This window comes from Providencia sp. PROV156 (assembly GCF_028480905.1).
Classification (GTDB): Bacteria; Pseudomonadota; Gammaproteobacteria; order Enterobacterales; family Enterobacteriaceae; genus Providencia; species Providencia hangzhouensis.
This window is the reverse complement of record NZ_JAMPPE010000001.1, coordinates 103,749-124,302: the sequence shown is the minus strand read 5'-3', so window position 1 is coordinate 124,302 and position 20,554 is coordinate 103,749. Positions and strand designations below refer to the sequence as shown.

Annotated in this window: 18 protein-coding genes, 1 tRNA gene and 1 pseudogene; 11 read left to right on the top strand and 9 right to left on the bottom strand. The window is 38.0% G+C overall.

The genetic code is table 11. From position 1 onward, the window contains the following. The 4 genes from fruK to folD form a co-directional block, all read right to left on the bottom strand. Positions 1-945: a 1-phosphofructokinase gene (fruK, locus tag PSF31_RS00550; protein ID WP_096863252.1), complete on the bottom strand. Its 945-nt coding sequence runs from the start codon at positions 943-945 to the stop codon at positions 1-3. Continuing rightward, on the bottom strand, positions 942-2,102 hold the full coding sequence (gene fruB / locus PSF31_RS00545) for a fused PTS fructose transporter subunit IIA/HPr protein (protein WP_096863251.1): 1,161 nt from the start codon (positions 2,100-2,102) through the stop codon (positions 942-944). Before fruB ends, fruK begins: the two co-directional genes overlap by 4 nt. A 454-nt stretch (positions 2,103-2,556) precedes the next feature. Next, entirely contained in the window at positions 2,557-2,769 is a 213-nt protein-coding gene (ybcJ, locus tag PSF31_RS00540; RefSeq protein ID WP_004260239.1) for a ribosome-associated protein YbcJ, read from the bottom strand. Between the two features lie 18 nt (positions 2,770-2,787). Continuing rightward, positions 2,788-3,645 (bottom strand): bifunctional methylenetetrahydrofolate dehydrogenase/methenyltetrahydrofolate cyclohydrolase FolD, encoded by an 858-nt coding sequence (folD, locus tag PSF31_RS00535; RefSeq protein ID WP_096863250.1) that lies wholly within the window; start codon positions 3,643-3,645, stop codon positions 2,788-2,790. 187 nt (positions 3,646-3,832) lie between these two features. On the opposite strand from folD, the gene PSF31_RS00530 reads away from it, so the two are divergent. Continuing rightward, positions 3,833-3,909 (top strand) — tRNA-Arg (locus tag PSF31_RS00530). A gap of 21 nt (positions 3,910-3,930) precedes the next feature. Here PSF31_RS00530 and PSF31_RS00525 read toward each other — a convergent pair. Continuing rightward, positions 3,931-4,215 (bottom strand): annotated as a pseudogene (locus PSF31_RS00525) (site-specific integrase); the annotation flags it as partial. Positions 4,216-4,590: 375 nt separating this feature from the next. Between PSF31_RS00525 and PSF31_RS00520 the strand changes: the two are divergent. Continuing rightward, positions 4,591-4,929, top strand: coding sequence for a hypothetical protein (locus PSF31_RS00520; RefSeq protein ID WP_004262443.1), 339 nt, complete (start codon positions 4,591-4,593; stop codon positions 4,927-4,929). 212 nt (positions 4,930-5,141) lie between these two features. Here PSF31_RS00520 and PSF31_RS00515 read toward each other — a convergent pair whose 3' ends face one another. Beyond that, the gene (locus PSF31_RS00515) at positions 5,142-5,630 is read right to left on the bottom strand and encodes an isochorismatase family protein (RefSeq protein ID WP_004262441.1); all 489 of its coding nucleotides are present in this window, start codon (positions 5,628-5,630) and stop codon (positions 5,142-5,144) included. A gap of 320 nt (positions 5,631-5,950) precedes the next feature. Beyond that, positions 5,951-6,229: a hypothetical protein gene (locus tag PSF31_RS00510; protein WP_004262440.1), complete on the bottom strand. Its 279-nt coding sequence runs from the start codon at positions 6,227-6,229 to the stop codon at positions 5,951-5,953. Between the two features lie 435 nt (positions 6,230-6,664). On the opposite strand from PSF31_RS00510, the gene PSF31_RS00505 reads away from it, so the two are divergent. The 4 genes from PSF31_RS00505 to arsC all read left to right on the top strand — a co-directional run bounded on the left by PSF31_RS00505 (position 6,665) and on the right by arsC (position 9,885). Then, on the top strand, positions 6,665-7,195 hold the full coding sequence (locus PSF31_RS00505) for a GNAT family N-acetyltransferase (RefSeq protein ID WP_096863249.1): 531 nt from the start codon (positions 6,665-6,667) through the stop codon (positions 7,193-7,195). Positions 7,196-7,680: 485 nt separating this feature from the next. Beyond that, positions 7,681-8,013, top strand: a complete 333-nt coding sequence (locus PSF31_RS00500) for a metalloregulator ArsR/SmtB family transcription factor (protein ID WP_004262433.1) — start codon at positions 7,681-7,683, stop codon at positions 8,011-8,013. A gap of 134 nt (positions 8,014-8,147) precedes the next feature. Beyond that, positions 8,148-9,437, top strand: coding sequence for an arsenic transporter (locus tag PSF31_RS00495; RefSeq protein ID WP_004262431.1), 1,290 nt, complete (start codon positions 8,148-8,150; stop codon positions 9,435-9,437). Between the two features lie 10 nt (positions 9,438-9,447). Next, on the top strand, positions 9,448-9,885 hold the full coding sequence (gene arsC / locus PSF31_RS00490; protein WP_096863247.1) for a glutaredoxin-dependent arsenate reductase: 438 nt from the start codon (positions 9,448-9,450) through the stop codon (positions 9,883-9,885). 137 nt (positions 9,886-10,022) lie between these two features. Here arsC and PSF31_RS00485 read toward each other — a convergent pair whose 3' ends face one another. Continuing rightward, entirely contained in the window at positions 10,023-13,640 is a 3,618-nt protein-coding gene (locus PSF31_RS00485) for a response regulator (RefSeq protein ID WP_164561181.1), read from the bottom strand. A 7-nt stretch (positions 13,641-13,647) separates the two neighbouring features. Beyond that, a complete protein-coding gene (locus PSF31_RS00480) occupies positions 13,648-14,274 on the bottom strand; it encodes a response regulator (protein WP_096863244.1) in 627 nt (208 codons plus the stop codon). A gap of 578 nt (positions 14,275-14,852) precedes the next feature. On the opposite strand from PSF31_RS00480, the gene PSF31_RS00475 reads away from it, so the two are divergent. The 5 genes from PSF31_RS00475 to PSF31_RS00455 all read left to right on the top strand — a co-directional run bounded on the left by PSF31_RS00475 (position 14,853) and on the right by PSF31_RS00455 (position 20,524). Continuing rightward, entirely contained in the window at positions 14,853-15,371 is a 519-nt protein-coding gene (locus PSF31_RS00475; RefSeq protein ID WP_096863243.1) for a fimbrial protein, read from the top strand. Between the two features lie 58 nt (positions 15,372-15,429). Beyond that, positions 15,430-16,134, top strand: coding sequence for a fimbrial biogenesis chaperone (locus tag PSF31_RS00470; protein ID WP_141395888.1), 705 nt, complete (start codon positions 15,430-15,432; stop codon positions 16,132-16,134). A 103-nt stretch (positions 16,135-16,237) separates the two neighbouring features. Continuing rightward, positions 16,238-18,817, top strand: a complete 2,580-nt coding sequence (locus PSF31_RS00465; RefSeq protein WP_096863241.1) for a fimbria/pilus outer membrane usher protein — start codon at positions 16,238-16,240, stop codon at positions 18,815-18,817. 52 nt (positions 18,818-18,869) lie between these two features. After that, positions 18,870-19,940: a fimbrial protein gene (locus PSF31_RS00460; RefSeq protein WP_272683172.1), complete on the top strand. Its 1,071-nt coding sequence runs from the start codon at positions 18,870-18,872 to the stop codon at positions 19,938-19,940. Positions 19,941-19,960: 20 nt separating this feature from the next. Further along, positions 19,961-20,524 carry a fimbrial protein gene (locus PSF31_RS00455; RefSeq protein WP_164561180.1) on the top strand — a complete coding sequence of 188 codons (564 nt, stop codon included), beginning with the start codon at positions 19,961-19,963 and terminating at the stop codon, positions 20,522-20,524. Positions 20,525-20,554: the final 30 nt, after the last annotated feature.

The following is a 20,554-nucleotide window of genomic DNA, read 5'->3' as shown; positions in this document are numbered from 1 at the left end:
TCATTCAGCCGTAAACGGTTGTAAGTCAACCTTTGTCATCATATGTGCAAGTTGCGCTCGGTCAGTGATACCGACATTGGGTTGAGAGACTGCGAGCGCGGAGATAGCGGTAGCCAAGCGTAGTGTGTGCTCACTTGTTTGCCTCATCATTAACCCATAAATTAATCCACCAACCATTGAATCCCCTGCGCCAACGGTACTAATAACGTCACATTCAGGTGGTTTAGCAAACCAAGCACCTGATGAATTGACCCACATAGCGCCTTTTTCGCCTAAAGAAACTACTACATGCGCAATACCTTGTTGGCGAAGTTGATTCGCAGCATCAACGATATCTTGATGAGTTGGGAGCGGTTTGCCTGCCCAAATTTCAAGTTCACGATGATTAGGTTTTACTAACCAAGGAGAAGCTTTGAGCCCAGCGACAAAGGCTTCGCGGCTACTATCAAAAATGACACACATGCACTGTTCTCTAAGGCGTAACATCCATTGAGTAAAGTCTTTTAAATCAACTCCTTGAGGCAAGCTCCCACTGACGCAAATCATATCAAACTGACCTGCCCAGCTAAGTGAGTCGGTGACGAAACGTTGCCAGTCCGCTTTAGTGACACTGAAGCCTGAGAAGTTAAAATCGGTAACTTCGCCGGTGTGCTCTGTCAGTTTCACATTGATACGGGTGCGGCCTTCAACAACTTGAAAGCGGTTAGCAATTCCTGTTTCGCTGAAAACTTTTTGAAAACCATCTTGGTTTTCTTTGCCCAAAAAACCACCAACAGTGACATCAATTCCTAAATTTTTAAGTACTTTGGCCACATTTATGCCTTTTCCAGCGGCATGAAGCCCAGCCGTTTTGACTAAATTCACATCACCTCGATGTATATCGGGCAAAAGCCCAACCAAATCATAGGCGGGGTTTAAAGTGATAGTGGCGACTCTTCTGCTCATGCGATTTCTTCTCCAAGACCTGAATTAATTGCCTCACCGATGCTAACGATGGCTTCTTGTGCATCTATGCCTTCTGCGTGAATTCGTAAACGGTGCCCACATTTAGCGCCTAAACTAACAATTTTCATTAAGCTACGGCCATTTACGGGAGTTGCAGTACCATCAAGATTACTGACGGTAATCGTGCTTTCGAATTGCTTAATGGTGGTAACTAACTGGGTGCTAGGGCGCGTATGTAACCCATGTGGATTAAGAATGGTGAAGTCCTGAGTGATTCCAGATGTACTCGTATCCGATGATCCGTTTTCTTCGTGTGAGTTTTCACTGCGCAATAAACCAATTAGGCTGTTAACGTTACCATCATCGGAAATTAGATTTACTTCTTTATTTTTCAATAAGCCATTAATTTTTATTAAAAAAGACTCTATTTGATAGTTGGCATAAGAAAGGGTGATCAGGGCATTGACTGGGTTATCTTGAAAGTTAAATGGTTTTTTTACGGTCGCTATTGCAATTGCATTCTGAATATTTCCAATAGGGCTATCACTTAACCAAATACCTTGGCCTAAATATGAAGGTGTTTGAGTGAGAACTTGGGTAATGAAGTCGGTGCTAACAGCTTGGGCGTTTTGTAGGTTAATAATATTCTGTATTTTTAATGTGTTTATATTATCAACACTGGCATTAACCGTGACCATAGAGTCATCAAGTTTCACCGGTTGAGTTTGGCGTTCACCCATTAGAAGTTGTTTTAAGGCTTCAGGGGTGTTTGCTTTGGCCATTGCATCCGCTGTGTGTTCATCACTGATTATATGGGTTAATTGACGAAGTAATTCGAGATGTTCGTTTGATTGAGCGGCAATGCCAATAACAATATAAGCAGTTTGGTTATCACCCCAATCAATACCATCAGGGAATTGGAAAACAGCAAAACCTGTTTTCAACACTTGGTCTCGTGTCTCTGTTGTCCCGTGTGGGATAGCGATGCCATTTCCTAAAAAGGTAGGAGCTTGGGTTTCTCGGTTAAGCATCCCTTGCGCATAACCGCTTTTTGCATAGCCAGCATTTTCTAATGCTTTAGCGACTTGTTCTATTGCATTTTTTTTATCAGATGCAGCAGCTGCAAGGTGGATATCACTTATTGGTAAGTTAAACATAATTTCTCCTGATTATTATTCATAGACGGATCAGCCAGAAGACTTGCAAGCGGACCTGATTATTTGTTAATCATGTTATCGTTAACAAGATTAGCTGAATCGTTTAGTCTTGTCTATGCAGTTAAGGTGTGAAATACAAAAAATGAGATCTAAGTTAAATTTTTATAAGGGGGGATTTTCGCGTTTTTTATCTGTTTTAAGTTAAAGCTGAAGTGGTTGCTGAAGCTTTTTATTTATATAAAACAATAAATTAATTTTTCAATATATTTGATTGCTTAAATACTTAATACAGTAAAAATGATTTAAAGAAAAAATTCGCCTAGAACTTCAAAATGGCTTTGTCAGTCTTGTAATAAATCAGAATATTTTGAATAAAAGGGAGGGGGAGTGCATTGTTGATTCTAGAAAGGAGGTAAGCTGAAATTTTTCAGCTTACCTAATTGTATCTATTCTACTATTCTACAACTTTGATTTTTTCGCTGCCCATTGAAACGATTTTACCCGCTACAATTTTACAGCGTTTGCGTGTTTCGACCACGCCATCAACTTCAACTAAGCCATCTGCAATCATGGCTTTTGCCATTGCACCGCTTTCAGCCCAGCCTTCAATTTTTAGCAAATCACACAGTTCGACGTGTGGATGGCCATTTAAATTGAATATATCCATGATAACTCCAAAATTACATTAAATATCGTGGTACTCTTCACATGCCTGAAGGGTGTTTTGAATTAAAGTTGCAACAGTCATTGGGCCAACACCACCAGGAACAGGGGTTATCCAAGCGGCGTTTTTCGCGGCTTCGTCAAAATCGACATCCCCCGTGACTTTGCCGCTCTCTAAACGATTAATACCGACATCGACCACAATCGCTCCAGGTTTAATCCATTCACCAGGAATAAAATTGGGTTTCCCCACAGCGACGACAACTAAATCAGCATGGCGAACATGGTGTTCTAAATCTTTGGTAAAGCGATGCGTTACTGTTGTGGTGCAACCTGCTAGCAGAAGCTCTAGGCTCATTGGACGACCAACAATGTTGGATGCGCCAATAATGACGGCGTTTAAACCATAAGTGTTGATACCGCAACGCTCAAGTAGAGTAACAATCCCTTTGGGAGTGCATGGACGAAGGCGTGGTGCACGTTGGCACAAGCGACCAACATTATAGGGATGAAAACCATCAACGTCTTTGTCTGGATGAATGCGCTCAATGACTTTGACATTATCAATACCCGCAGGTAATGGTAATTGAACTAAAATTCCATCAATTTCAGCATCTTGGTTTAAATCATCAATTAGCTTGAGTAATTCAGCTTCTGTCGTTGTATCTGGTAAATCATAAGAGCGTGAAATAAAACCGACTTCTTCACAAGCGCGGCGTTTGCTGCCGACATAGATTTGTGAAGCTGGGTTAGCGCCGACTAAAATAACGGCAAGACCGGGAGCACGTTTTCCCTGTTCTAAACGTAATTGTACTTTTTGGGCAACTTCCTGCCTAATTGTCTGCGCAATCGTTTTCCCATCAATAATTTTTGCTAACATCTGTAACTTAATCCATATATGAGACACGGTAATGGCTCTATTTTGTCAGAAGTTAGCGCCCTTGTCAGTTCAAACTATTACATAAAATGAGCATATAGTTATTTTAGTAGCGAAAAGCCATTGACTCAGCGCTCAGCAACCGTATAATTCAACGCCATCAGCCAGATAGGCTGCCTGCATTATCAATGCGCCCTTAGCTCAGTTGGATAGAGCAACGGCCTTCTAAGCCGTAGGTCACAGGTTCGAATCCTGTAGGGCGTACCATTAATTTTCAATCAATTACTATCATTTAAAATTCTCCACTTTTGCTAACTGGGACGTATTTGGGACGCAAGTACCGAAAATCGTGTCTATTTGCTTCGCATGTTCAGTTAAATGATTAGGTGCTAAATGAGCATATCTTCTCACCATATCAACCGACTCCCAGCCGCCCATTTCTTGTAGAACTGAAAGCGGGACGCCAGACTGAATTAACCAACTAGCCCATGTATGCCGCAAGTCATGAAAGCGGAAGTTTTCTATTCCTGCTCTTTTTAATCCTGCATACCAAGCGTTATTATCATCAACTTGCTAGGGGTATTGCTGGTTATTGCCTGAAATCTGTATCTATCCTAGTATTTGTTTTCTATACAACTGGAGGGGGTGATATACGTAATTGGCTTGGGTACTTAATATATTTCTCTATTATATTCGCTATAGCAAAATGCACTATGACTATAGCTCCAAATGCCAACATTCCAGGATGATGTTTTATCAATGAAAAATGGAGATTTTCAATGAAACCATGGAATCCTTGGGTTGGGATGACGGTGTTAGTCGTAATCATATTTCTAATAACGCATTGCACTTTGACTATGTTCCCAGGCTATGTGCCTCCAACTAATTAACTTTAATTTGCACTTCCGCTAAGCTAACATGACTGAAACTAATTGACGGGATGGTGAGATGAAAGGATACATAGTTGCTAGCTTGTTAATGATTGCCTGCTCTGGTTTTTATGCACATTCTAGTAATGGTATTGACCCATTAGTAGCAGATGGAAAAAGGTCTAATTATGGTGATTGGGATTTTCTTTATGCTGAAAAAATGAACTATGATTTATGTAAGCTATCAGTAGAGGCTATTTATACATCTGGCGCAATCGATCATAAATTGACATCAATAACTCATTTTGAAAACGCGCACACATTAATAACACAGACACCAAAACATGTAGTTAGGATTGATTGCAACGGACATGGTGGAAATATAATGATATTGACCGCTGATTATATTGTTCAATAGTTAATCTAGCATTAAGAGACTCTGAAATTAGTGGCTCGTCACTGGCTGGCAATACTCTAATAATGCCCATGAGATAAAAGTAACCACAATGCAGATAAGTATTGCGATACCTGCAGGACAATTTGGTCCTCTGAATAAATATCAATAAGTTACAGCAAAGAAAATAGAAAGAAAGCTACGAGTACGTAGCTTTGGTGAGTATTTATAGTAATTTAAATAACATTCGTTATTCTAGATAAGCCCCTCAGTGCTACAGCATGAATTACAGGTGAGACGCTTGTACAGCAGTTACCTAATACTGATAATTTATATTTTTTTGCTTGTTCAGAAATAGCAGTAAATAGGACGCAATTTTGAGTCATCATCCCGCATAATTCGATATGGTTAATATTATGGGTTATAAGCAAGTCATTGAGATTTGTTTCATCAAAGGAATTACCATGCTTTTTAGTCACAATCAAATGGCCTGGAGATAAGCTAGTGAGTTTAGAGATAAGTTCACAACCATCTGTTGTTTCATCAAAAAAAACGGCTCCTTGTGGTGATAAGTGTTGAATAAAAATCACAATATCACCAGTTCTTTCATACTCTGAAATTTTATTGGATATATGCTCCAAAGTAGTATCAATATTCCATAAGGGAAACCGACCATCAGAAAGATAGTCATTTTGTGCGTCAATGACAATTAATGCCTTGTCCATAATGCCTCATTGATTTTAGTTAAGTTCTATTTGAATATGAAATAGGACGATAGAAATTACAATAATTTTTTAGTGTTAAATATCAATTATAATCGGCAAGATTACAGCAAGGGTTAAGCCAATAACGGTGAGGTTACGCTAAGGTTTAAAGAGATCACAGTGATCGTTAGTAATAAAAACAATGTGTTGCTGCCTATTGCCATTGGTCACTGAAACGATGACCAATTATCATTATTCTGGTTTTGTGACAAAATTAAGCATTATCAATAGATTATATCTACATGCGGTATAATCCCGCATGTGGTCTACTGCAAACTATCTTATTGTGTTTTATCTATTTCATTAATTCTCTTTAAAGCACGAGAGATTACGTTATTAGCGTATTCCATTGAGCTAAGGTAGATAATATTATTTTTATCAAATCCCGTTCTGTTAAATTGAAACCTTAGACCTGGAGTGTAAATGAGCAGTTTTGCATTTTGAGAAATTAATTTTTCTATGTCTGACTCTGTATTATCAGGGTAAACTTCCCAATCTAAGTTAATTTTGTTTATCTTATTTTGTAGGGTTGAAACATAGTTATCAACTGTATAACCCATGGGAACGCTGTTCTTCCAAGTGTAGGGCTTCGGCTATAGATTAAATAAATTTTATTCTTTTCCATTTCGCTCCCTAAGATAAATCCCATATATGAAAATGATTATTATACTCATTAATGTAGGTGTCAATTTTATTGTTACCGTCACTTGTTTAGTTTTAGTTACTTAGATATAGCTACGAGCTTATGACCTGTCAGAAAGAAAACAATGTAATCGCTACAGGCACTATGGGTGGTTTAATGGTTATCAGCTAACAGGAGCGCGGATAGCTACCTACCTTTAACTGACCCTCTTTAAGATGACCAGATCATTTGCTCCGAAGTTACCGAGGCAATTTCAAATATATCTATAAAATTTTAGTTACTTGTGTGCTCAATTAATTCATAGTTAATCTACTAACTTGTTGTGCAATGACACACTTATTGAGGCGCAAATATGATTATACGTTGCTATAGTGGCAAAATAAGCGATAACAAAATAGATGAGCTGACCAATTTATTGTATAGATGCGTCCTTGGTGGGGCTAGTGTTGGGTATACTGACGCAAAAGCTCAAATAGAGGATATGAGAAATTATTGGGTTGGTGTTAATCACTCTTTATCAACAAGTAATTTTAAGCTGATCTCAGTAGAGGTAGACAATAAAATTGTTGGTGTCGTTGGGCTTGAGCTATGCATAAAACCAAATGGTAAACATCGAGGGGAAATTTGTAAGTTATTGGTGTTACCTGATTACAGGCGCAAAGGGCTAGCAAGGAGACTAATGCTAGCGGCTGAGCAAATAGCATGGGAAACAGGATTGGCACTTTTAACATTAGATACAAATACCAAAGGAATAACTGTTAGCTTATATAGTTCTCTAGGATGGCAGGTTAGCGGTGAAATCCCTGAGTTTGCTCAATCAGTTAATGGTGACCTTGAATCAACTACCATCATGTTCAAGCTAAAGCCTGAAAATGAAGTTTAAATAAGATTGGTTAATCACTGCCGTCATTTGAAATCGCACTAGTGTTAATTTTACGGTTCCGTTTGAAACGGAGTTGTGGAAAACACGAGTAGGGGGGCTGGTTGGAGTTTCATTATCTGCAATAAAAGCTTTAACTGATGATGTTTTTGCAATGTTGGTGGTTTTGGGAAAATAGAAGCTTAAACCTCTTAATTTTTGAGTCATAAAATAAAAAGGGGGCATAATACGAAATTTAATGAATTTAAAGTATTTATAATCAATTGGTTATGGTTTTATATTGAATCCTGTAGGCCTTTAACCCTTCTTCGTTCAACTGACGTCTAGCTATATCAGTTTCTTAAATGTATTGATTATCATGGAAACGCGACTGTTCATCATGCGCCAGTCAGTTAGTGCAAAAAATCAAAATAGTTCATAAATAATATATGCGATTTGACGTATGTATTATTTATGTGTAATTTAAAGAAAAGATTGAAGAGGTACACATGGAACCATTACAACTGTTTAAAATTTTAGGTGACCAAACAAGGCTCGATATCGTGCTGCTTTTGAAAGCAGCTGGTGAACTGTGTGTGTGTGATATTTATACGGCTTTAAATCTATCGCAACCAAAGACATCTCGGCACTTAGCAATGCTAAGAGAGTCAGGTCTTCTGTTAGATTCAAAGCATGGCAAATGGGTTCACTATCGCTTATCTCCGGCATTACTACCATGGGTAAAAAGCATTATTGATGTCACCTATGCTACAGAGAAAAATAGAGTGTCAGGCTTACTTCAAAGTTTGAATGCAAAAGAGATAAATAATCATTGCTCTTAGTGTAGTGATTTTTTAACTAAACGCATATGAAAATTCGTATATGTTGATTCAATAAGTATTAAATACATATAGTCGATAAGGCTTATTTTAGAGGAGTAAAAGGTGCACGAAAGCACCTTTTAAATGAGGTTGTTATGTTTATTGCCGCATTCATTTTTATTTTAACGATCACCTTTGTTATTTGGCAGCCCAAAGGACTGGGTATTGGCTGGAGTGCTACAGTCGGGGCTGTATTGGCACTGATCTTTGGTGTGATCAGTTTTCAAGATATCCCGATAGTTTGGAATATTGTGTGGAATGCCACTGCGACATTTGTTGCAGTAATTATTATTAGCCTACTTTTAGATGAAAGTGGTTTCTTCGAATGGGCGGCATTACATGTTGCTAAGTGGGGCGGGGGTAAAGGAAGATTACTATTCAGTTATATCGTGCTACTTGGTGCAACGGTGGCGGCTTTATTTGCCAACGATGGTGCAGCATTGATATTAACACCCATTGTGATTGCGATGTTATTGGCACTTGGTTTCAACAAAGGTACGACATTGGCATTTGTTATGGCTGCCGGGTTTATCGCAGACACAGCGAGCTTGCCGCTGATTGTTTCGAACCTCGTGAATATCGTTTCTGCGGACTTCTTTAATATTGGATTTACGGAATATGCATCGATTATGGTGCCAGTGGATATTGCAGCAATTATCGCAACGCTCGTGATGTTGCATTGGTTTTTCCGTAAAGATATCCCTAAGCAATATGATGCCACTAAATTGAGTGCACCTGCTTTAGCTATTAAAGACATAACGACGTTTAAAGCAGGCTGGCTTGTATTAGTGTTATTACTTGTTGGTTTTTTTGTCTTAGAGCCTTTAGGTATTCCGATTAGTGCGATTGCCGCTATTGGCGCCTTAATTCTTTGGGTGATTGCGGCCAGAGGCCATACGATTAATACCAAAAAAGTATTACGTGGTGCGCCGTGGCAAATCGTCATTTTTTCCCTAGGTATGTATTTGGTTGTTTATGGCTTAAGAAATGCAGGGCTAACCGATTATCTTTCTGAAACGCTCAATTATCTTGCTGATAAAGGACTATGGGTAGCAACGCTAGGCACTGGATTTATTACGGCATTTTTATCATCCATAATGAATAACATGCCCACGGTATTAATTGGGGCTCTATCCATTGAAGGGAGTGAAGCGACAGGGTTAATTCAACAAGCGATGATTTACGCCAATGTGATTGGTGCAGATTTAGGTCCTAAAATTACGCCAATAGGGAGTTTGGCGACATTGTTATGGCTGCATGTTTTATCACAAAAGAACATGACCATTACATGGGGATATTATTTCAAAACAGGGATTATCATGACTATCCCTGTACTCATTATCACACTCGTTGCGTTAGTGCTTCGACTTTCACTGTTAAATTAAAGGTAACCCAATGAATGAGATTACCATCTACCATAACCCCAATTGCGGTACTTCGCGCAATACCCTAGCCATGATCCGTAATAGTGGGGTTGAGCCGACGATTATTTATTATCTAGAAACGCCACCAACTAAAGATGTGTTAATAAAACTTATTGCCGATATGAAAATTACGGTAAGGGCATTATTACGAAAAAATGTTGAGCCGTATGAGCAATTAAATTTAGAACAAGATAGCTATACTGATGACCAAATTATTGATTTTATGTTGCAATACCCAATATTGATTAATAGGCCAATTGTCGTCACACCGTTAGGCGTAAAGTTGTGTCGGCCTTCTGAAGTTGTGTTAGATATTTTGCCTCAACCTCTTACAAGTGATTTCATCAAGGAAGATGGTCAAATAGTGATTAGTAATCACCATGTAAAACACAAAAAAGAATTAGGTTAATTAGTTTAAAATCTAAGAAAGTTGAGTGTTTTATCTATGTAATTAAATAAAACTTGTTCTAGGGAACACAATACAACTAACTATTATTCACGTTAGCTATCGGTTCCCTATTTTCTTGCTAATCATCTCATGGAAATCTAGCTCTGAAGTGGCATAGTGATATACATTTCAATAGCTTGATTTAAAGTTTTGATTGATCGCATTGTTTGGTTAAATTGTAATATTACTTCATCAGATGTATTACCAGTAAGGAAGTACTCTTCTAGTAATTTACATTCTAATGCGATTTTTTTAGCGCCAATAATTTGGCTAGAACCTTCTAAACGATGACAATAATGCGCTAAATTAAGCCAGTCTTGTTTTTCGAATAAGCGTTCTGCTTGTTGTATATCTTCTATATTTTCTTGAAGACTCGTTTGAAGTAATTTATTTAATAACTGTTGGTCATCCTGAGTCAACTGCATTAATGCATCTAAATTAATTAAACTATTTAACATTGGTGGAATGGGCTCTTCTGTATCTTCTTCTATTTGTTGAAGGGTGCAGCGTAATAGCAGGGCTTCAATCTGAGATAGACGTAAAGGTTTAAATAGGCAGTCATCCATACCCGCCTCTATACAGCGTTGGCGTTCTTCTTGCCTTGCATCTGCAGTTAATCCAATAATAATTAGAGTTTGGGGGGATATTTCCCGTAGTTGCCGAGTTAATTCTAACCCATCAATATCAGGCATATTACAATCGGTAATTACGATGTCTATTGCATTTTTCTTCCATAATTCGAGGGCTTGTTTCCCGCTCTTTGCTTCAGTGACATGATGACCAAATCTTGTTAATTGACGTACTAATAGCAGGCGATTTGCAGGATGGTCATCAACGGCAAGTATTCGTAAGCGTTTATTATTTTTTGTGGTCTTATAAAGTGTCGGAAGCGAAACTCTAGTGTTTTTACGATGCTTGACGGGGATATCTATTAAAAATTGAGTACCATGCCCTAATTGGCTGTATAAGGTAATAGTCCCATTCATCATGGATATAAGTTGCTTACAAATAGCTAAGCCAAGACCTGTTCCTTTATGTTTACTGCTTGATTCAGCTTGGGTATAGGGGGAGAAAATCAATTCTTGTCTGTTCTCTTCAATTCCCATTCCTGTATCAGAAATAATGATCCTTAAAATATTTTCTTCATGGTTTTGGGGGAGATAATTAATGATAACTTCAATAGTTCCTTCTGAAGTAAACTTAATTGCGTTGTTAAGTAGATTGGAAATAACCTGACGTAGTCGAAAAACGTCAATATATATTTCATCAGGATGGATTGCATTAAGATGATAATGTAGAGAAATACCTTTTTGTTTAGCTAATCCTTCAAACAAACGGACAACGGGAGTTGCTAATTCATTACTTTTTACCCACTCAGGAACGAGTTCCAGTTTTCCTGACTCAATTTTTGCCATATCTAAAATATCGCCTATAAGTCCCATCAATGATAATGCGGACTCATACGGTATTTGAATTGATTCTGTTATATCATCTTGCTGATTTTTATTCGTGGCGGCTAATTCTAATAACCCAATAATTGCGCTGATATGGGTACGAATTTCATGGCTCATGATAGCAAGGAAATTGCTTTTTGTTTGGCTTGCATGTTCTGCGCGTTGGCGAGCACTAGAGAGCTCGATAAGGAGCTGTTCATGTTCAGTTATATCTTGCCAACTACATATAAGGCCAGAGATATTGCCTTGATTGTCTCTATATGCGACGGCTTGATGCACTATGACCCTTTCACCCATTCTATTTTTTATTTGATAACGTTTAGGCGGAGAAACTAGCCTATCAGGCTCATCGAAAAGAGAATGCAATTCTTGATAAATTGTCGATAGCGGGTGTTGTTGTGATGTCAATGAAAGTTGTTTTATGTTTTCATTATCAGGGCTGAAAAAACTCTCCCATGCTGAATTACTATTTATTATCGTTCCGCTTTTATCAATGACATAAATAGGAACAGGAGTACCATTATAAAGAGTTTCTAAGAATATAGCCTGTTCTTGTAAGCGTTTTTGTGTATATTTTCTTAATCGAATTTCACGATGTAAATAATAATTCCATATTAAAGACGTAATAATAAGAATAGTGGCAATGCAAGCTAATGTGTAGAACTCGGTGCGGTATACTGTCCATGTATCCATTTTAACATCTGGTGAGCCTAGCCATTTATTAGTTAATACTGATATATCTCTCGGCGGAATAGATGCAATCGCTTTATCTAATATGCTATATAACTCAGGCTGGTCACGTCCTACGGCAAACGATATATAAGCTGTATCCTCGCTTAATTGTTCGCTGATTTTTAATCGACTACGAAAATATCGGTCAATCATATAGTGAGCGCTGATAAGATTCTCGATGGTACCATCTACTTTTCCTTCATTGACCATTTGCAAAGCAGTATAGGTATCTTGAGCTTCAATTAATTCCACTTGAGGATAGTTCTTTGTTAGCCAGTCGTGAATTGCATTATCAGGGGTAATCGCAAGTTTTGCTGTCTGAGCAATTTTTTTATGTGCTAATGGCGTGTCTCTAACAATTAAAACAAATGGGGGGAGAACATAAGGACGAGTAAATAGTAATTTTGTATCATTTTTTGAATTTTTTGTAATTGAAGCAATGAAATCCCCTTTATTTTTTTTCAATAAAGCAATTTCATCTTTTTCAGAGCTTGCTTCAATGACTTTAAAATTAATATTTGTTTTGAAATGGATGAGGTTAAGTATATCTGCAGAAAGGCCATGAAATTGTTTTTGTGAATCATAAAATGTAAAAGGGGCATTTAATGAATTGATAACGACCTTTAATTCATTGTGTTGTTTTAGCCAATCTATTTCCTTTTGTGTGAATACCACAGATTGTTTTAGTGCCCATAAATCGGGTTTTGAACTCCAATGATGGAAAATAATATCATGCTGAGCTAATGATATTGAGCCTAACATGATATCTACAGTACGTTTTAATTGCGCATTTTTAGGATGGAAGAGAAAGACTGGGCCAATATTTTCATTAGAGAAAATCTCAGCAGTGGATAATATTGTTGCATAGTGGCGTTCAAGTAAAAAATTAGCCACGATCATTCTGCCTAGGAAGTAATCATTTTCACCAAATGCGACGGAAGATAACGCATTTTGTGGTAAAGGAAAACGTTCAATTTTAGCATCAGGAAAATATTTTTTGATCCATTCATTGCTTGGATAGCCTTGAACGGTAGCAATACGAGCACCATGAGGTATTGGGTGCTTATTGGACATCGCTGCTTTTCGTGAAATAAGTACAGGATAATCAGGAATATATGGAGCGCTTTTGAGAAAACCATAGCTCTCGTTTCTTTGCCTTTTGCCATCATCAGCTAACATATCTATTTCTCCATTGAGCAGGCCCTGTAATGCCATATCTCTATCGGGATAGTAGATGATTTTGAAGCGCAAACCTAAGTTACGCATGATGGCCATAATACTATCTGCAGAAATTCCTTTATAAATTCCTGATTCTAATACTAAATCAAAGGGGGGGTTATTAGGCGCGTAGACACCAATCGCTAATTCTTGTTTTTCCCCTAGCCATCTCCAATCATAATCACTTAATTCAAATTTTGATGGGAGAATTTCAATTTGACTATAAAGTCTGACTTCATAAGGTTGGAATGCAGAAAATGAGCAAGGAAATAGACCAATAAGCAAGCAAACTATTAGGATTAGGTTACGCATCGATATATTAATCCAAATTATTGCGTTGTATAAAGTCGTATAGCTGAGCAATATTGTGAAGATCTAATTTAAGCATTAGTCGTCTTTTATAAGTGCTAACAGTTTTATCGCTGATGCGCATTTGTTGTGCAATGTTAATGCTTTTCATCCCTTTAGCCAGTAAATGTAAGACTTGTAGTTCTTTTGTGGAGAGCTCGGCGATTTTTTGTTTGTCATTAAGATGATTACTAGGGGAAGCATCCATTTTATTCAGATTAAGTGGAAAGTAGCCATATCCATTTCTAATCGCATGAATTGCGACATGTAGTTCCGTTAAGTTATTGCGTTTGCTAATAAAACCACTGGCACCGACACTTGCACAGCGACGAATGTAATGGTCATCATCTTTTGCAGATAACACAAGAAGCCCTCCTGTGTAGTTATTTTTACGCAATCGCTGCATGACATCAATCCCATTAAGTGATGGGATATCTATATCTATCATGATTAAGTCGGGAGAGAGAGTTTTGGCAAGTTGGATAGCTTCATGGCCATCAGCGGTTTCTCCTACAATGGTCATGTCATCTTTTTCTAATAGTATTCTTACAGCAAGCCGTGCTACTGGATGGTCGTCGACTATCAGTACTGTTTTCATGTTTTTCCCTTTCTGGCTAGTAAATTAAAGCGCGATGAACTTAGGTGCAGGTGCAAAATGAAAAATTAATTGTTTTTTTATTAGTTTAATGAGCGTTTGAATTTGCTGCAATGTATATTTTTGTAATATTTATCTGTCATAAATTTAATAATTAACTTACATAAATTGATTTTTTGTCTTATTACATTTTATGGCTATTCCTCTCAAAATACACCTATGCACTGTGGCTGTGTTCAGATGTCTCTGCTGTTTTACGGAAAATACAATAGAGCCTTCAATTCTTAATAATTAGATTAGCCTAAACTAAACCTAGGAGGTGAATGATATTATTTTAATAGATAATGACGATCATGGAAACTAACTTTACGAAACTATGTTTTTCTCTATTTCACTACATAGAGTGTATCTAGCTATTTCTATTTAACAGATTAATAGCATAAGGATTAATAAGTTAATGGATTAAACAGGTACCACAGACATTAATGGGAATTAATGTGGTAGTGATAACCATAATATATTAATAAATTAAATATTTTAACACTGGGTTATATATTGATTCAGTAAAAAAGGAATTAGAAATGAAAAAGATTATTGCTACTGCTATTTTTGCTGCGCTTTGTGTTGGTCAAGTTGCTAATGCTAAAGACGGTACAGTTAAATTCGTAGGTGATATCGTGACTTCACCATGTGAGGTAGCACAGAACTCTTGGGACCAAACTGTTCAAATGGCTCAAGTTAAAACAGCTGTATTCGCAGATGCAGGAGCTAAATCAGCGGATAAGAAATTCCAAATCAGCTTGCTGAATTGTGATGTGGCTCAATTCAAGAATGTTGCAGTTTCATTCGCGGGCCAAACTAACGGAGATGACGCAACACTTTTAGCACTTGATGGCGGCCAAGGTGCAGCTGAAAACGTTGGTGTGGCAATCTATGACGGTAAAGGTAAGAAATTAGCTTTAGGTACAGCGACTGCTGATACTGCATTACAAGTTGGTTCAAATACCCTTTATTTCTCAGCAGCTTATGTTTCTACTAAGAAAGATGTGAAAGCGGGTTCTGCTAATGCTACAGCAGACTTCAACCTGACATATAAATAATATTAATTTCCTTCAGGCCACTATGTTGGTGGCCTGCTTTTTGTTCGAAGGGGATGTAATGATTCTTAATAGCCTTTTTATTAATAAGTTAATACTTGTTTTTTTACTTATGTGTTTTAGTTTCTCTATTTATGCTGCTGGTGGTGTCGTTGTCGGTTCCACCCGTGTTGTATTTGATGGCTCAAAGAGAGAAGCTAATCTTAGTTTAAAAAACAATAATGATAAAAGTACTTATTTAATTCAGTCTTGGGTTGAAGATGCTTCAGGGAATAACAAGACTCCATTTATTATAACGCCGCCACTTTTTAAATTAGATCCGGTTAAAGAAAATATGTTGCGTATTGTACGTGCTGGTGGAAATTTACCTGAAGATCGCGAATCGGTTTATTATGTCAATGTAAAAGCTATTCCACCCGCTCCAGCTGAAGAAAGTGCTAATACTTTACAACTAGCAATTAAAACTAGAATGAAATTATTCTATAGACCTGCTGGCTTGAAAGGTAACCCAATAGATTCCTATAAGGCTCTGGTATGGAAAAAAGAGGGTGATAGCTTACGTATAGTTAATAATACGCCTTTTTCTGTCACATTAAGTGAAGTGAAAGTGAATGGTAGTGAAATAGATAAAGTCGACCTTGTCCTACCTATGAGCAGCACTACATATAAACTGCCATCAAAAGTGAATATAGGTGCTCAGATAGTGTTTACAACTATTAATGATTATGGTGGCACTTCTGAATTGCAAAAAGCAATACTTCAATAAACAAGCAAAATAATAAATAAAATAATAGCGTTTTAAAGCATTTTATTATTGATTTCTTATAGGGAATTTTTTGCGCAATATATTTATTAGAGGGAACGAGGGAATGAACAAAACACGATATAGAAAGAATTTTTTGGCCTTCTCTTGCATTACATTGGGAATATTTAGCGCCTATCCTGTTTTAGCCAAAGAATTGTTTAACTCTCAATTTTTAGAAAATATTAATAGTAATAGCGTTGCGGATTTTTCTTTATTATCAAAAGGTGATGTAGACCAATTACCTGGTGAGTATTTGGTTGATATTTATGTTAATGAACAATCAGTAGCGAAACAGAATATAAAATTCAGTACCAGAGAGAATAAAGCAAGCTATTCCTCTGATAGAGTAGCACTTGAGCCTTGTGTTTCATATGAGCAACTACAAGCTTATGGTGTACGTGTTGAAGCTTTTCCACAGTTAGCACAATATGGAAAGGATCCCGTTCAATGCAAGCCATTCTCAGCTTTTGAGAAAATTATCCCTTATGCATCATCTCATTTTGATTTTAATCAGCAGAGATTGTATTTAAGCTTTCCACAAGCATCTTTGACCAATTTAGCAAAGGGAACGATTGACCCATCAATGTGGGATGAAGGGATCCCTGCGCTGCTAACAAACTATAGCTTTACAGGGAGTAACTCGACGAACACAGGCAGTCATATTAGTGATAAGTCGAGTGATAGCTATTTTTTGAGTTTACGTTCTGGGCTTAACGTGGGGGCATGGCGCTTACGTAATTATTCAACGTGGAACAGTAGTAATGGTAATAATAGCTGGAGAAATATTAATACCTATCTCCAGCGGTATGTTGTCCAATTAAAGTCGCAAATAATTATGGGGGATACTTATACACCCGGTGATATTTTCGACAGTGTACAAATTCGTGGTGCACAAATCGGTACTGATGATGACATGCTAGCGGATAGCCTGAAGGGCTATGCACCTGTAGTTCGTGGGATTGCACGTACTAATGCGACGGTGACGATTAAGCAAAATGGGTATACCGTTTACCAGAGCTATGTGGCTCCTGGCCCATTTGCTATCACTGATTTGTATCCAACCGCTGCGAGTGGAGACCTTGAGGTAGAAATAAAAGAGTCGGATGGAACAATCCAAAGCTTTATTCAACCCTTTGCGAGTGTGCCTGTTTTGCGCCGTCAAGGGCAAATTAAGTATGCACTTGCAGCGGGACAATATCGTAATGGGCATAGTAGCCAGCGACCATTTGTAACGCAAGGCTCACTTGTTTGGGGGATCCTGAATAGTTTGACCGCTTATGGTGGCCTGCAAGTTGCAGAACACTACCGTTCTCTGGTGTTAGGAGCTGGTCAGAATATCGGCGATTTTGGTGCATATTCTTTTGATATTACGACAGCTCATAGCAAAGATGTAACACGATATGGTAATGGCTCTACAGGTCAATCTTATCGCTTATTGTATTCTAAATCTTTTGCAAATACGGGAACGGACTTTCGTTTATTAGGATACCGTTATTCAACGGAAGGGTTTTATACCTTCCAAGAAGCCGTTGAGCGTAGATATCAAGATTGGGATCTCGCAGATGATAGCCGCTATTCTTACCACCGACGCTATCGCCTTGAAGGAACATTAACGCAGCAGCTAGGTAAAGACTTAGGGTCTATCTATTTTTCTGCTAACCGGCAAGATTTCTGGAAAGGGCAAGGTAAGCAGACTCGATTACAAGTAGGTTATAACAATAACTGGGGCCCTTTAAATTACGGTGTTTCTTATAGCCGAGCAACATATCCTAATCAAAGAGAAACAGACCAAATTTTCAGCTTCAATGGCTCATTTCCGCTATCTGCCTTATTACCTAACTCATGGGCGACTTACAGTATGATTAGTCAGCGTCATGGACCTACAACTCACCAGGCCGGTATTTCAGGGACATTGCTCGATGATAATAACCTCAGTTATAGCGTGCAGGAGAGATATAGTTCTAAAGGGCAGGGTAACGGTGGGGGAGCCAGTCTTAGCTACCGCGGCGGCTACGGTAATATGAACTTTGGTTATAACTATAGTAAAGATTCAAGGCAGTTAAACTATGGTGTGGAAGGTGGTGTTTTAATCCATGGTGATGGTGTAACACTTTCCCAACCAATTAATGAAACTGCAATTTTAGTGAAAGCTGTTGGCGCCAAAGATACCAATATTACAAGTTATACCGGTGTTAAAACAGACTGGCGTGGTTATGCCGTATTACCTTTTGCTCAAGCCTATCGATTTAACCATGTTGAGTTAGATACAAAAACATTGGGTGACAATGTGGAATTACAAGAAAGTGCTAAGCGTGTTGTGCCAAGTAAAGGTGCGATTTCTAAGGTTGAATTTATCACACAAGTTGGTTACCGCGCACTGATTACATTGAAACATAAAAACGGCACAGTGATACCTTTTGGTGCATCTGCACAGTTAGTGCAAAACAATGAAAAAGTAGTGAATAGTTCCATAGTTGGAGAGGGTGGTCAGTTATTTATCAGTGGGTTGCCGGAAAGCGGCAAACTGGAAATTAAATGGGGACGCCAAGCGGCACAAAGTTGCTCAGTTAATTATCAACTACCAGTGAAAGCAGCGAATAAAGATGCCATTGGTATAATTCAGACTCAAGCTGTATGCCAGTAATTTGGAGATTGTAATGAGAAAGCTATTTAATGTTTGCATGTCAAAACTATTATTGACTCCTAGCTTATTGGTTGCTTTAGTACTGAATATACCTGATAGCCGTGCTGGGATTGAAACAGAGTTCTATAACGTTTGTTATCCTGATGGGGCACCAACGAAGTATACACTCAGTCTTACTGGTGATATTGGTGCGTCATTTAACAAGGCTGGTACTGAACTCCTATCGAAATTTACTTGGAAAGATGGAACATCATACAATATAGTTTGTGCATGCGTACCCGGTGAGGAATGGAATCAGACTTATTATTCAGCATATTATAAGGGGAATAATGGGGCGACTACTGGTCATGCATCAGGCTGGGAAAGCGTTAATGAATATATAGATGTCAGAACTTTTGTTGCAATTTGGGACCAAAGTATAAATAACACCACTATGCACCAAGTTCCCTTCAGAGGTATTTCTAATAATACTTCTCAAGGGAAGTGTCCAAATACGAATCTTAACCAATTTGGTCGAAGTCAAATAAAACAGACTATCTCTAGCGGTAGCCGCGGAAGAATGGATCTCTATATAAAGAAATCATTTGTTGGTAATACTGCTTTTAGTATTCCGGATTTTTATATTATGTATGCTAATAATGATCGTCAGCAGAATGGACCTGGTATTGCTATTATAGGTATTAATGTTGATGTAACCGCCCCACAGTCCTGTGAAATTAATGCGGGACAGAGTATATCAATTCCATTCAATGATGCTGCTCAGCAAAATTTTGTTGCGGCTGGTAAGGGGGGCATGCCTGCCGGGATAGTTCCACAGTCTAAAACGTTAAGTATTAAATGCTCTAATATGGATGCTTATGCAAATTTAGATATGCGCTTTGTTGGTACTGCTGACCCAAACCGAACTAATGATGGTTTTAGTACGACTAATAAAGATATTGCTATTGCAATAGAAGGACCGAATGGTCGTTTGACGCCAACGACAGGGAAACTCCCTTTACAGTTAGATAGTAACCAAAATGGTTCGGTAACTATCAAAACTTACCCTATCAGCAGTACTGGTCTAGCCCCTGCGGTAGGCAAGTATTCATCAATTGTAACCGTGCGTTTAGACTTTAGATAATAACAATGGAGATAACTATTATGAGTAAGGCAATGGAAAATAGTCGTAATTTCCCGTGGTCAACAATGAAAAAAGTGGGTGCTTTATCATTATTGATTGTAGTCAGCGGTGCAGCACATGCAGCGGATATTACTTTGAACTTTAGTGGAAATGTTGTGGTAACAGGGTGTGATATCTCCGTAAGTAGTAAAACAAAAGCGATTGCTTTCGGTACTATAGATTTGGCGAAAGCGGCAGCAGATGGATCAGGGACTTCGGCCTTGAAAGATGTGGATTTTTCTTTAGATTTTACCAATTGTGTGAATCTTAAGAATATCAGTTTAGTGATGGATACAACCAAGGCCGTGACGGGATTTGCTGATTACTATTCGATCGATGGAGGGGCGGGGAAAGCTGGTGGCTTAGCGGTTGGTATTAAGGGAACAGATACAGCAAAAACTGTTCAGTCACCAGGGAAAGAGGTTTTATGGGCAAGAACAGCAGCAACAAATAATATTCCTTTTAAAGCCACATTATATAAAACTGGTCCAGTAACTGCGGGTGCAATTACCGGGCTTGTGAATGTTACTGTGAAATATAATTAATATAAATTATCTATTTAAAAATATTATTAT